This window comes from Polyangium sp. y55x31, from assembly GCF_029946505.1.
GTDB lineage: Bacteria > Myxococcota_A > Polyangia > Polyangiales > Polyangiaceae > Polyangium.
In genome coordinates, this window is record NZ_JARZHG010000005.1 from 143,626 (window position 1) to 155,899 (window position 12,274).

Below are 12,274 nucleotides of genomic sequence, written 5' to 3' on the forward strand. Positions count from 1 at the left end.
GCCTCACACGAGGATGTCGCCGAAAGCTTCGGATGTTTGGCCGCCGTTCCAGCCGAAGCTCGGCGTCTCCAGGCCGACGCCGCGCAGCATGGTGACGTGAGCCTTGCTGTAATTGCCGCCGGGGTCGCGGACGTGGACGTTGCGGCGGATCTTGCCATTCGCGCCGCCCGCGAGGACGCAGGGCATCTCGGCGACGCTGTGCTGATATCCTTCGCCGTACTCGGAGAGGCCAAAGACGAGCGCGCGATCGAGCAGCGTGCCGCCCGTCGGCTCGACGACGGCCTGGAGCCGACCGAGGAACGCCGCGAAGGCCTGCATTTGATACAGGATACCCGCGCGGGCGTGCTCCCACGCGCCCTCGTGGACGGTGGCGTGGAAATCGTTGGGCACGCCGAGGTTCGAGAAGACGTGCGTCGTCGCGGGGGAGCTCAGCATGAACGAGAAGACACGCGTCATGTTGCAGGCGAGCGCCGAGGCGAGGAGCGAGCCCATGATCTCGGTCTTCGCGATGAGGTCCCCGTTCGGCGCGGGTTTGCCCGGGGGCGCGCAAGCCTCGCCCGAAAAGTCGAGGCGGTTCTTGACGGCGTTGAGGTGATCGAGGTGCGCCTCGATGCGTTGCTTGTCGGCCGCGCCGACGCGGCTGGACAGGCTCTTCGCGTCCTCCATGACCGCGTCGAGCAGGAGCGCGCGGCGCTTCAATCCGGCCGTGTCCGCCGCCACGCCGAACAGGAGATCGTAGAGCTGGCCTGGATCGAGGATCGGCGGGTTCAGGTCGTCGGGGCCATTGTACGAGATCGCGTTCCAGTGGCCGTAATCATGGAAGCGCGCGGTGCTCGCGCCGAGGATGAGGGAGCGGAAGCGGGGGCTCTCCGGGCCGTAGAAGTCCTTGTGCTTCGCGACGTACTGGTCGAGCGTGGGGCGGAGCGCGGTGAGCGTGTGCGAGGGGTGATCGAATCCCTCGGGACGAATGCGATCGCCGGTCATCGAGACCATGAAGCCACGCATATGGCCATCGCTCTGGCCCGGTGGGCTATCCGGCACTTCGGTGTGCGGGGTCAAACCCGTGATGACGCTCGGCTGGTACGGCGCGAGCGGCGCGAGCAGCTCGCTCGGCGTGTAATCCTTGCCGGTCGTGGAGGGTGTCCAGACATCGGGGTGGCCGGCCTGGGGCGCGCCGTGGCCGTCGTGCCAGGGCAAACCGCCGCCCCAGAAGAAGATGCCGAAGATCGGGTCGGTGGACGCGGCTTCTGCGCCGCGCGAGCCGAGCATCGCTTCGAGCGTGGGCAAGGCGAGGGCGACGGCCGTGCCGCCCACGGCGCCCCGGAGAAAGGTTCGTCGGGAAAGGGGCGTGGTCTTCACGGGCTCTCCTCTTCGCCGATGTAACGGAACGCGTCGTGTGTGACGAGCTCGATCAGGAGGGTGCGGAAATCGAAGGAGGCGCCGGCGAAGCGCGAGGCGAGGTCTTCGAGCGCGAGGCGCTCGCCCTTCGTCTCGATGCGGCCCTGCGCGTGACGATAAAGCTGCTGGACCATGCAACGGCCGACACGAGGCTCGGTCTCGAGGACGGTGGCGAGCTCGCGCGCGTCCGCGAGGGGTTTGCCGTCGAGGTCGCCGGAGGAGTCGATCGGCAGGTTGTTTTCGAAGACGGTGCGGTAATACCCCGACGAGTCGAAATGCTCGAAGAGGAAGCCGGGCGGGTCCATGAAGGTGTGGCACGCGGCGCAGGCAGGGTTCGTGCGGTGCGCCTCCATTTGCTCGCGGACCGTTTGGGGCTCGCCCATCGGCGGGTCGAGGGTCGTGTCGACGCCCGGGGGCGGGGCCGGGACTTCGAGGCAAAAGACACGCTCGCGGACGTATTTGCCACGTGCCGTGGGCGAGGTGCGGGTCTCGTGGGCATTCATGGTGAGGAACGCGCCGAGCGTGAGGATGCCCGCGCGCGGGCCGTCCGCGGGCAGCTCCACCGGGACGAACGTGTCCACCGTGGCGCCGGGCGCCTCGATGCCGTACAGCGCCGCGAGGTCCGCATTCACGAACGTCTTGCGGGTGCTGAAGATGCTGCGCGCGTCGCCGCGGCTCTCGAAGACGACGTCCTCGACGAGGAGCTCGACCTCGCGGCGCATGGCCTCGGTCATGGTGGGCGTGAAGTACGGATACGCGGCCGGGTCGCGCTGGATGCCGTCGAGGCGGCCGAGGTCGAGGTATTGCCGGAAGAACGCCTGCATGGCCGAGCGCGCGCGCGGGTCGTCGAGCAGGCGCTCGGCGGCGGCGGCGATGCCCGCGGGTTTGTCGAGGTCGCCTTTTTCGGCGGCGTCGAGGAGCGCGTCGTCCGGGCCCTGGTTCCAGAGGAGGAACGAGAGGCGCGTGGCCATTTCGTACCCCGTGAGCTTGCGCCGTCCGGGGGCCGCGTCGTCGGAGACGCCGACCTCGACACGATAAAGGAAATGCGGGGACTGGAGCAGGCCCGAGACGGCGAGGCGCAGGCCCTCCCACGCGCTCGAATCCGCGAGCGTCTGCGAGACGGAGACCCAGCGAGAGACTTCTTCGTCGGTGAGCGGGCGCCGGAAGACACGGCGGCCGAAGCGACGCAGGAAGCCCTCGACGCAGGCGTCGCCGGGCGCGGCGGGCTCGCAGCCGACGAAGGCCGCGCGCCGGGCCGGATCGGCGAACGCGTGACGCGTGATGGCGTCGGCGGACTCCTCGTACTGCTGGACGCCGAACTCGGAGAGCGTCGTGCTGGAGGCGCCGATGTTGTAGAAGAGGAACGGCTTCGTGTCGTCCTCGAGCGGCGCCGCGGGCATGCTCGCGCCGAAGAGCTCGACGAGCGTATTGCGGTACTGCGCGGCCGTGAGGCGGGGGAGCGCGGGCGCGGCGAGGACGAGCGACTCAAGCTCGGTCTTGTCCTCGTCCGCGTCGCCGATGACGCCGACGCATGCGGTGAGCGAAGCGCCGAAGACGGCGATTGCGGCGGAAAACCCGAGCCACCGCGCTCGGGATCGCCCAGGATGCGGACGTCTGTGGACCATGGCCTTCCGCGAAGGCTACAGCGGAGCCGACGGGCAGGGAAGAGACAAGGAAGGGGCGCTCTCCAGGGTGTCCCGGGGCGCGGGGACGCTCGGGGTGAAGAAGTTCCGCGAGGCCGGAGGGGCCTGCCCCGCGGCGCGGATTCGCGTATGGTGGCCGCGTGGTTTCCATTCCCGTGACGTTCTTCTACCGGCCGGAGCGGCCCGCGGCGTTCGTCTCGCTCTGCGGGGAATGGTCGGCGTTTCGACCGACGCCCATGGCGCGGCGCGAGGACGGGTCGTTCGAGGCGACGATCGAGGCGGCGATCGGCGTCCACGAGTACAAGCTTCACGTCGAGGACGCGCGCTGGGAGCTCGATCCGGACAATCCGCGGACGCGGGCGCGGGGGGGCTTCCGGAACAACGTGCTCGTCGTGGGCGGCGCGGAGGAGCCGATCCTGCACGCGCCGGTGAGCCCGTTCGTGGCCGTGGAGGAGGACGGGCGACTTTGCATTCGCGCGGCGTTGCGGCGGGGGTACGGAAAAGGGCTCGTCGTGCGGTGGGACGAGGGCGCGGGGGCGCGCGAGGAGGTGATGCAGGTCGCGGCGGAGGAGGACGAGCACGTGGTGTTCGAGGCGCGGCTGCCGGCGTCGGCGCGGCGCGTGGCGTACGTGTTTCGACTGGAATCGGGGCGGCTCGTCGGGCGCGCGGGCGGGGCGGGGCAATGGTTTTCGATTCCGCGGCCGGAGGCGCCGAGAGGCGCGGGGCGGGGCGAGGGCGCGGCGAGCATTTCGATCGAGGGGCGTGCGGGGCCGGACGCGTCGGGCGAAGCGTTTCGCACGGGGAGCTCGAGCGCGCCGTTGCCCGTGCGGCTTTACGTCACGGTGACCGAGCGGTGCAACCTGCGTTGCGCCCATTGCATCACGGGCGCGCCCGAGAAGACGCGGAGCGGGAGCGCACGGACGATGCAGCCATGGCTGCTCGATGCAATGCGGGAGCCGTTCGCCGCGGCCGATTACGTGGGCTTCGTGCACGGCGGCGAGGCGATCGTGGCGCCGATCTTCCCGGAGGTGCTCGCGGCGATCCAGAGAGCGCGTGCCGGTCGTCCGGGCCGCACGGACGTGCACTTGTTGTCGAATGGGATGATGCTCGACGAGGCGCGGTTCGATGCGCTCTGTGATCTCGGGCTGACGAGCCTGTCGATCTCGCTCGACGGCGCGACGGCGGCGACGAACGACGGGCTCCGGATCGGCGGGCGGTTCGCGACGATCGTGAAGAACATCGAGGGCATGTTGCGGCGTCGCGCGGCGCGCGGGGTCGACGTGCGGATCGGGATCTCGGCGGTCGTGACCGCTTCGAATGTCGGCGAATTGCCCGCGCTCGGGAGGCTTTCGGCTTCGCTCGGGGTCGATTGGTTGAAGGTCGAGGAGGTTTTTCCGTGCACGCCGCGGGCAGAGGTCGAGTGGATCGAGCCGCGGGGCGAGCAGGTGTCACGCGCCGTCCGTGCGCTCGGGGCGATTCTCGCGCCCGCGAACGTCGTGCTCGTGGATCACCTCGATCCCCGCGGCGATTGCCCCTGCGTCGCCGGCGACGATCCCGCGTTGGGTCGTTTTCGCGCGGCCGACGATTTTGCCAATCGCACACGGTTTTTGACGTGTCGCATGGAATGGGAGCAGGCGTGCATCGACCCGGACGGCACCGTGCATCCCGTTGCGTACGAGGCGCCCGCGATCGGCTCGCTCGCGTCTTCGCCCTTCGTTTCGCTCTGGAACGGAGAGGTGATGCAGAACCTGCGTCGTGCAGCGCTCTCCAGGACCCCGGCGTCGATTCGATGCGCCTGCCCCGAGGTGGCTTGCGCCCGGGCGGCGCGGCGTGCCACGATCGCCCCATGAAGCGCTTTTCACCTTTCTATGGGCTCGTCTTCGTTTCTTTCCTCGTGGCGGCCGCGGGCTGCTCCGACGACGAAGGATCCGGCGACAGCGGCGGCGGGAGTACGAATGCCGGCGAGCCGGCCTCGATGCAAGGCATCACCGAGGCCCACAACGCGGCGCGCGCGTCCGTCGATCCGCCGGCCCCCGAGCCGCTCCCGCCCCTCGTCTGGTCGCCCGAGATCGCCGCCGTCGCGCAGGCGTACGCGGAGAAATGCGTCTGGGAGCACAGCTCGAACGACTACGGCGAGAACCTGTACGCGAGCTCCAATGGATCGACCGCGGAGCAGGTCGTCTCGAACTGGGTGTCCGAGAAGGCCGATTATATCTATTCATCGAACGAGTGTTCGGCCGTGTGCGGCCATTACACCCAGGTGGTCTGGGCGAACACGACGAAGCTCGGCTGCGGCATCGCGAAATGCAGCTCGGGCTCGCCGTTCGGCGGGGGAGACTGGGAGTTCTGGGTCTGCAACTACGATCCGCCCGGGAATTTCATCGGGCAGAAGCCGTACTGATCAGGTCGCGGCGAGGACGCGGGCGAAATCGAGGCCCGTGATCACGCCGACGAGGTCGCCGTTCTCCAGCACGAGCACGCGGCGCGCGCGCGATTCGAAGGCGTGCGCCGCCGCGCGGTAGAGCGGCGTCTTCACGTGCTGCGTGAGGATGCCGTAGTTCATCACGTCCTCGATCTTCGTCGAGGGATCGAGGCTACGCGCCGCGAGCGCCTCGACCTGCGTGAAGACACCAACCGGGTGGCGATACTCGTCGAGGATCACGATGCCCGTCACGTGCGCGCGATCGAGCCGCGAGGTCGCCTCGGCGATCGTGGCCGTGAGGGCGAGCGAGATGACGGACTTCGTCATCACGTCGCCGATGGCCCCTTCGAGGCGGAGCGCGCGCACGGAGGAGAGCACCTCCTCGATGCTGAAGACGCCGACGAGCTTGCCTTCCTGCTCGACGTACACGCGATGCACGTGCTCGTCGGCCATGAGCCGCGCCGCCGCCGTCACGGGCGCGTTCGGCGAGACCGTGATGACGCCCTTGTGCATGTGATCGGTGACGGGCTCGGTGGGCAGATCGATAGGCTGGATGCCCGCCAGCGAGGCCGGTTGCAGGCGGCCGATGCGCAGGAGGTCCGTGAGCGAGACGACGCCGAGCGCCTTGCCCGTCGCGTCGACGACGGGCGCCGACGAGATGCGTCGCGACGCGAGCAGCAGGTAAGCCTCATCCACGAGGGTGTCGGGAGAAACCGACAGCACGGGGGATTTCATCAACGTCGAGACGAGGAGGGGCGTTGTCATGGTGGCGGCGCCTGGCAAGAGGTTTGCCAACTCATATACAGGTCCGACGTCCCGCTTGTCGAGCCCCTTCGCGCAACCTTTGCGTGAAAGCGTGCAACGCTTGCGTTCCGCGCCGGGCGACGAACACGGATTCTTCATCGAACTTCATACGAGGAGCACGAATACCGCGTACGATCGTCGCAAAAGGAGGTCGTATGGTTTCGTTCCTTGGGCCTCCTCACGGCGCGGGCACTTTCGATCTGCTGTCGCTGCGTGATGGTGTGACCGCGCCGCTCGGCGAGGTCGAGGTATGGGGCGAGGTGTAGGGCATTCGCCTGCAAATCTTGAAGAGCGTCACGCACGAGGACGACGAGCCCTGAAACCGAAAAGGTGTGTCCCGGTACACCGCCGATGCCCGACAAAGCTTGACGAGACCCCGAGAATCTCGAAGTGTCGGCGAAATTCGCCCCGCACCCTACCTGCCAATCGGGAACATTCTTACTGCGCATTCGATGATGAGCGTGTAACGTGCTGGGTCCTGGTGCGCTTTGCTCTCGGAACCAGGACGTCGCGTACATATGGCAATGTCGCTGTGGGCTTCGGCACCATGGTGGCATTCAGGAGGAATGCCTTTGGAACGCGTTCGTGTCCTCGTCATCGATGACGACGCATTTTTCGGTTTTGGCTTGGCTCGACGGCTGGAAGAGGCCGGATTCGCAGCGCGCTTTCATCGTGGGCCGTTCGGTTGCCTGCAGGCCATTCGCGACATGCGGTGCGAAGCCGTCGTGCTCGACGTCAATATGCCGAGGCTCGACGGACCTCTCGTGCTACGGATGATTCGCGACGCGATGGGAATGGGTACGACCCGGGTGCTCCTGTGCAGCAACATGGAGGCAGAACCGCTCGCGCGGCTCGCGGCGGTATCGGGCGCGCACGGATCGTTGACGAAAGGAGCCATCGACGCGGAGCTCGTGCCGAGCATCCACGCGATGCTCGGCGCGACGCTCGCGAGGTCGGCCCAAAGCCGCGAGGCGAGCTCGAGAGCAGTCGGAGGATCGGACGCATGGCAGGGTCGCGGACCTGGACGGTAGGAAAACAATTCGGCGCGGCCATCGCGCTTCCCGTGATTTTTCTGGTGCTCATTGGCTCGTACGCGTATGCGACCACCCAGCGGCTGCTCGTGGCCACGGGCGCCGTGGCGCATACGCGTGAGGTCCTGACCGCGCTCAGCCATACGCTGTCCGCATTCCAAGATCTGGAGACGGGCCAGCGCGGCTACGTCATCACGGGCGACGAGGCGTTCCTCGAACCGTACCAAAAGGCGAGCGGGGTCGTCGACGGAGACGTCGCCGAGCTCGCGCGGCTGACTCGCGACAACCCGCGACAGCAGCAGCGCCTCGTGGAGCTCGGGTCGCTCGTGGAGCGGCAGAAGCGTCTCCTCGCGGGCAACATCGAGCTGCGCAGGCGCGAGGGGCTCGAGGCGGCGGCGAAGGGGGTCGCGACGGGCGACGGCAAACGGACGATGGACACCATTCGCCGGCACATCGACGAGATGATCGACGAAGAGCAGGCGCTCCTGCTCGCCCGGACGGCCGCGGTGGACGAGCTCGTGCGCTCGTTCGCGAGCTGGCTCGTGGGCGCGTGTGTCCTCGCGTTCCTGGTCGTGAGCGGCGTGGGCGCGGCCATCGTACGTTCGCTGAGCCGAAAGATCGGGTCCGCCGCCGCGCGCATGCGCGCGGCCGCCCGCGAGCTCGAGGCCGCCGCGACGCAACAAGCGAGCTCGACGAACGAGCAGGTCGCGACCTCGCAGCAGGTGTCCGTGACGATCCGCGAGCTCACGGCGACCTCGCGCCAGATCGCCGAGAGCGCCGTCCAGGTGAGTCGTATCGCGGAGGATACGTCCTCGGCCGCGCGAGGCGGTGATCAGACCGTGACCGCGGCGCGCGAGACCGTGGAGGGGACGCGCAAGCAGGTCGATCGGGTCGTCACGCACATGGTCGGCTTGAACCAGCGATCGCAGGAGATCGGGGGCATCGTGGACATCATCCGCGAGCTCGCCGAGCAGACGAACATCCTCGCCATCAACGCGACGATCGAGGCGGCGGGCGCGGGCGAGGCAGGGCGGCGCTTCGGCGTGGTCGCGGACGAGATCCGCAAGCTCGCCGATCGCGTGGCCGGCGCGGCGCGGAACATCCAGCACCTGGTCGAGCAGGTGCGAGGCGCGACGAACGCGACCGTCATGGCCACGGAGGACAGCGCGAAGGCGGTGGAGGCGAGCACGCGCAGGTTCGCGGACGTCGGCGCGAGCTTCGAGCGCATCCGCACGTACGTTGCGGACACGGCGCGGTCGTCGCGCGAGATCGAGGCGAGCACGCGGCACCAGACGACGGCGATGGAGCAGGTGAACCAGGCGATGCAGTCCGTCTCGGAGGCGGCGCGCGAGGTGCAGACGAGCGCGAAGCAGACGCTGATGACGGCCTCGGAGCTGTCGAACGTGTCGGAGGAGCTGCTCCGCCTCGTGCACGCGGACGAGGGCAGCCGGAGAGCGCTCGCGGAGCTTTAGCGAAGGCGCGCGCGGCGGCGGAGGAGCTGATCTTCGTAGAGCGAGGGCGGCGCGAGCGTGTCGCCTTCGTCCTGGGCCTCGACCCAGTCGACGGGCATCGTGCCTTCGGCCATCGGGAGCGGCGACTCGACGGTGACGTAGAGGCCCTCGGTCCCGACAACGTATCCCGTGCCGAACTGGAGCGAGCGGAGCGCGCCCGTGCCGCGGTTGTTCCAGAGGACGTTCTCGGTGCCCGTGTGGCCGGCGCCCGTGCTCTCGTCGCCGCGGTTCACGATGGAGAAGCCGTCGTCGAAGGTCGAGGCGTCGATGAGGTTCGCGGTGGCGAGCGAGTGGTGGAACTCGGACAACCCCGTGAAGCCCGAGGTGTCGTTCATGTCGGTGAGCGACTTCCCGTGTTTGCTTTGAACACGTAGGAAGACGCAGCCGGTCGTGCCGAAGCCCCAGTTCTGGATGAAGTTGTGCCGGCCGCCGTCGCCCTCGCTGTCCGCGACGAGGATCTCGTTCGATCGTCGGAGCTCGAAGAGATACCCATTGCCGCCGCCGCCGCGGTTCTGGGCGAGGCCGAGCGAGACCCGCTCGACGGTGACGCGCCTGGCCTCTTCGAGCAGGATGCCGCCCGAGGCGAGGTGGGCGCCGCTGCCCGGGCCCTCGGCGGGCGCGGTGGGCGAGGGGAACGAGGCGACGTCCTTGATCCAGCAGTCGACGACGCGCCGGAGGTCGATCGCGTGCACCTGCGATTCGGCCCAGGCCTCGGCCCAGGAGACGGCGTTCGATACGCCGAGCGACTCGACGCCGCACTCGCGGACGAGGCCCGTGACGCGGCGCAGGCTCGCCCCGTCGCGGAGCTTGGCCGGGTACCGGAGCGGCGCGTCGAGCGTGATCCGGTGCGGGGTCTGGGCCTTGTCGACGGCGAGGACGGTGCGGCGGAAGAAGGGCTGCCAGGTGTCGTTGAAGGCCGTCCACGTGCCCGTCATGCCGTGCTCTTCGATGAAGGCGGGCGTGATGGAAAAGCCGAGGAGGACGTCGTCGCCGGGCGCGAGGTCCTCGGCGTTCGCGACCTCGACGACGTCGGCGCGCGAGGTCGCGTCCGCGGCGAGCGGGAGCTCGAGGTTCGGTTCGGCCTTGCCCACGAAGGCGAGGTGCGCGTCGTAGCTCATGCCCGCCGATCGCGTGAAGTGAAGCCGCGACTTCGTGGGGCCCGCGCCGCGCAGGACGACGCCCGACGCGGCGACGACGAGCTTGTCGTCGATCCGGTAGAGGCCCTCCGGGAACGTGACGATCCCGCCGCCCTGGGACGCGGCCTCGTCGATGGCGGCTTGTACGGCCAGGGTCGCGTCGGTCTGTCCGGTCGGATCTGCGCCGTGCGCGACGACATCGAAGGTCGGCGTTGCGGCGGGCGCGCCGGGCGGCGTTTCCCCGTGGTGGTAGCCCGCGTAGGAGAAGTCGTGGAGGAAGTGGCCCTCGGCGTCCGTGAAGGAGGGCGTCCAGTCCTCGGGGTAGAGGGCGCTGCGGAAGGAGGACGGGGCGGCGTCGGCGCCCGCGTCGGGCGCGGGCGGCACAGCGCCTCCGGGCGGCTCGTCGCTGCACGCGGCGAGGCAGGGGAGGAAGGCGAGCAAGCCGAGGAGCGGGCGCATGCGCGCCCAGGATAGATCAGGACGCTGGGACGAACGCGCCTGCGATGGAGGCGGCGATCGCGACCGTGACGGGGATGGTGAAGTTGTCGTCGAGGCGCGAGGAGACGAGCTCGGCGATCGCGCCCGCGGCCGCGCCCGCCGAGGCGATGAGCAGCATCGCCGGGAGCGGCAGGCCGTGGAAGGCGGCGAGCGTCGCGAGCGCGGCGAGCGTTCCGACCGCAAAGAAGCCGAGCGTGCCCTCGAGCGAGCGGTTCGCGAGGATCTTCGTGCGCCCGATGCGCCGGCCGATGAAGCCCGCCGCCGGGTCGGCGAGGCCGAGGACCACGACGCCGAGCTCGGCTGCCTGGAAGGGCGCGAAGATCGAGAGGCCGACCAGGGCCGTGAGGTACCAGGTGGACGAGTTGACCCGGTGCCGCTCCATCGGGTGGGCGACGCGCGAGAAGAAACGCATGAGCCGCTCGTTGACGGCCGGGCTCAGGCGGCGGGCGATCTCGCAAGACCAGGCCCACGCGGCCAGCGATCCGCTCGCGGCGATCAGCCATCCACGGCTCGGCGCGACGCGGAGCATGACGAGCGCGGCCAGCGCCGAGGCGATGTGGAAGAGGCTGCGCGTCCAGTTCTCGGGCCGAGCGGGCGGCATGGGCGCCGGCGCCGGCACCGAGGGAAAAGGCACCGCAGGAAGCTCGAGGTCGAGCGCGGTCGGATCGACGGTGGACTTGGACAAGGCAACGAAGGCTACCCGCCACCTCCGCCCACGAGTTTCAGCTTTCTGTCATTTCGGTGCGGGTGAACCCACGAATGGCTCAGGCGCCCCGCGCGAGTCGACGCACGGCGTCAATGGTGGCGATCGGAATTTTGCTGCTCGATGATACCGATGGCGGTGCTTCCTCGACCAGCCTGCACATCATGACCTCGGCCACGGTGCTCGGCCCGATCGTGCGAGGCATGACCAGCGCGGAGGCGACGGCCGTGTTGCGCTTTGCCGCCGCCACGGGCGGCCAGGTGGCCGAGGGCGAATCGTCGAGCACGATCATGGGCACCCCGTTCGGCTGCTTCGACCGGAGGAGGCCGAGCACGCGCAGGAAACACCGCCGGTCGACCACGGCGCCGTCGACGCCCGCGCCTTCGAGGTCGAGGAATTGCGCGGCCTGATCGACGCTCTCCAGCGAAACGACGTCGCAACCGTGCCCGACGCGGAGGACTTTCTCGAGCGCCTCTCGCAAGCCGGCGTCGGCGTCGACGAGGAGCACACGAAAGGCGCGCGGGGCCGTCTCCGTCTGCGGGTTGCCCGTGAGGACGTGGGCGCGGCTCACGAGGAACGATTTCGAGTGGGGTTTGCCCACGAAATCGTCGGCGCCCACGCCAAGGCCCCGCAGTCGCGATCCAAACCGCGCGTCGCTCGAAAGGATCATGACCGGCAGGCGTTCGAGCGCCGGATCTCGACGAATCTCGCGGAGCAGGTCGATCCCGTCGCCGTCGGGCAGGAGCACGTCGAGGATGGCGAGGTGGAACGGGTCGCGCTCGCGGTACTGCGCGAACGCGCGGCGCGCGGCGTCCAGCGTGGGGACGGGCGTGACGCGGAAACCGGCCTCGCGGAGCTCCGCCGCGATGACCATGCGAACCGTGGTGCTGTCATCGACGAGAAGGACGTGCGGAGCCATTGACGCGGACCTCCCGGTGAATCGTACCCCAGCAAGGAGCCTACATGGTTTTTGCCCTTTGCATAGTCTGTCTCGACACGTCTACGAAACAATGGTCACAAAACCTACGCCATTCCATTGACAATTACGTAGGGTAACCCCCGCCTGCGGCGAAATGCTGCTGCTGCGAAGGTGATGCTGGTGGGATGGAGCATGTCCCAGGCAGACGG

10 protein-coding genes are annotated in these 12,274 nt (G+C 68.9%); 4 read left to right on the forward strand and 6 right to left on the reverse strand.

The window, feature by feature from the left end; translation table 11 throughout:
* Window positions 1-3 precede the first annotated feature (3 nt).
* Together QHF84_RS12075 and QHF84_RS12080 are read right to left on the reverse strand one after the other, a co-directional pair.
* Window positions 4-1,359: a DUF1552 domain-containing protein gene (locus tag QHF84_RS12075; RefSeq protein ID WP_281313400.1), complete on the reverse strand. Its 1,356-nt coding sequence runs from the start codon at window positions 1,357-1,359 to the stop codon at window positions 4-6.
* Window positions 1,356-3,023: a DUF1592 domain-containing protein gene (locus QHF84_RS12080; protein WP_281313401.1), complete on the reverse strand. Its 1,668-nt coding sequence runs from the start codon at window positions 3,021-3,023 to the stop codon at window positions 1,356-1,358. Before QHF84_RS12080 ends, QHF84_RS12075 begins: the two co-directional genes overlap by 4 nt.
* A gap of 158 nt (window positions 3,024-3,181) precedes the next feature.
* Here QHF84_RS12080 and QHF84_RS12085 point away from each other — a divergent pair, with 158 nt between their 5' ends.
* Both QHF84_RS12085 and QHF84_RS12090 read left to right on the forward strand, forming a co-directional pair.
* Complete coding sequence (locus QHF84_RS12085; RefSeq protein ID WP_281313402.1) at window positions 3,182-4,891, forward strand: radical SAM protein; 1,710 nt, start codon at window positions 3,182-3,184, stop codon at window positions 4,889-4,891.
* Window positions 4,888-5,442, forward strand: a complete 555-nt coding sequence (locus QHF84_RS12090; RefSeq protein WP_281313403.1) for a CAP domain-containing protein — start codon at window positions 4,888-4,890, stop codon at window positions 5,440-5,442. Before QHF84_RS12085 ends, QHF84_RS12090 begins: the two co-directional genes overlap by 4 nt.
* Here QHF84_RS12090 and QHF84_RS12095 read toward each other — a convergent pair whose 3' ends face one another.
* Window positions 5,443-6,228, reverse strand: a complete 786-nt coding sequence (locus QHF84_RS12095) for a CBS domain-containing protein (RefSeq protein WP_281313404.1) — start codon at window positions 6,226-6,228, stop codon at window positions 5,443-5,445.
* Between the two features lie 605 nt (window positions 6,229-6,833).
* Here QHF84_RS12095 and QHF84_RS12100 point away from each other — a divergent pair.
* Together QHF84_RS12100 and QHF84_RS12105 are read left to right on the forward strand one after the other, a co-directional pair.
* Entirely contained in the window at window positions 6,834-7,298 is a 465-nt protein-coding gene (locus QHF84_RS12100) for a response regulator (protein ID WP_281313405.1), read from the forward strand.
* Entirely contained in the window at window positions 7,271-8,770 is a 1,500-nt protein-coding gene (locus QHF84_RS12105; protein ID WP_281313406.1) for a CHASE3 domain-containing protein, read from the forward strand. The genes QHF84_RS12100 and QHF84_RS12105 overlap by 28 nt, the downstream gene beginning before the upstream one ends.
* Here QHF84_RS12105 and QHF84_RS12110 read toward each other — a convergent pair.
* From QHF84_RS12110 to QHF84_RS12120, 3 genes are all read right to left on the reverse strand, one after another.
* Window positions 8,767-10,404 (reverse strand): glycosyl hydrolase family 28-related protein, encoded by a 1,638-nt coding sequence (locus QHF84_RS12110; protein WP_281313407.1) that lies wholly within the window; start codon window positions 10,402-10,404, stop codon window positions 8,767-8,769. The genes QHF84_RS12105 and QHF84_RS12110 overlap by 4 nt on opposite strands.
* Before the next feature lie 16 nt (window positions 10,405-10,420).
* Window positions 10,421-11,128, reverse strand: a complete 708-nt coding sequence (locus tag QHF84_RS12115) for a hypothetical protein (protein ID WP_281313408.1) — start codon at window positions 11,126-11,128, stop codon at window positions 10,421-10,423.
* A 79-nt stretch (window positions 11,129-11,207) separates the two neighbouring features.
* Window positions 11,208-12,065: a response regulator gene (locus tag QHF84_RS12120; protein WP_281313409.1), complete on the reverse strand. Its 858-nt coding sequence runs from the start codon at window positions 12,063-12,065 to the stop codon at window positions 11,208-11,210.
* Window positions 12,066-12,274 lie beyond the last annotated feature (209 nt).

Coding starts and splice junctions, on each gene's coding strand:
- QHF84_RS12080 (WP_281313401.1), bottom strand. CDS start 3,023: ATGGTCCACAGACGTCCGCATCCTGGGCGATCCCGAGCGCGGTGGCTC.
- QHF84_RS12090 (WP_281313403.1), top strand. CDS start 4,888: ATGAAGCGCTTTTCACCTTTCTATGGGCTCGTCTTCGTTTCTTTCCTC.
- QHF84_RS12095 (WP_281313404.1), bottom strand. CDS start 6,228: ATGACAACGCCCCTCCTCGTCTCGACGTTGATGAAATCCCCCGTGCTG.
- QHF84_RS12100 (WP_281313405.1), top strand. CDS start 6,834: ATGCCTTTGGAACGCGTTCGTGTCCTCGTCATCGATGACGACGCATTT.
- QHF84_RS12105 (WP_281313406.1), top strand. CDS start 7,271: ATGGCAGGGTCGCGGACCTGGACGGTAGGAAAACAATTCGGCGCGGCC.
- QHF84_RS12110 (WP_281313407.1), bottom strand. CDS start 10,404: ATGCGCCCGCTCCTCGGCTTGCTCGCCTTCCTCCCCTGCCTCGCCGCG.
- QHF84_RS12120 (WP_281313409.1), bottom strand. CDS start 12,065: ATGGCTCCGCACGTCCTTCTCGTCGATGACAGCACCACGGTTCGCATG.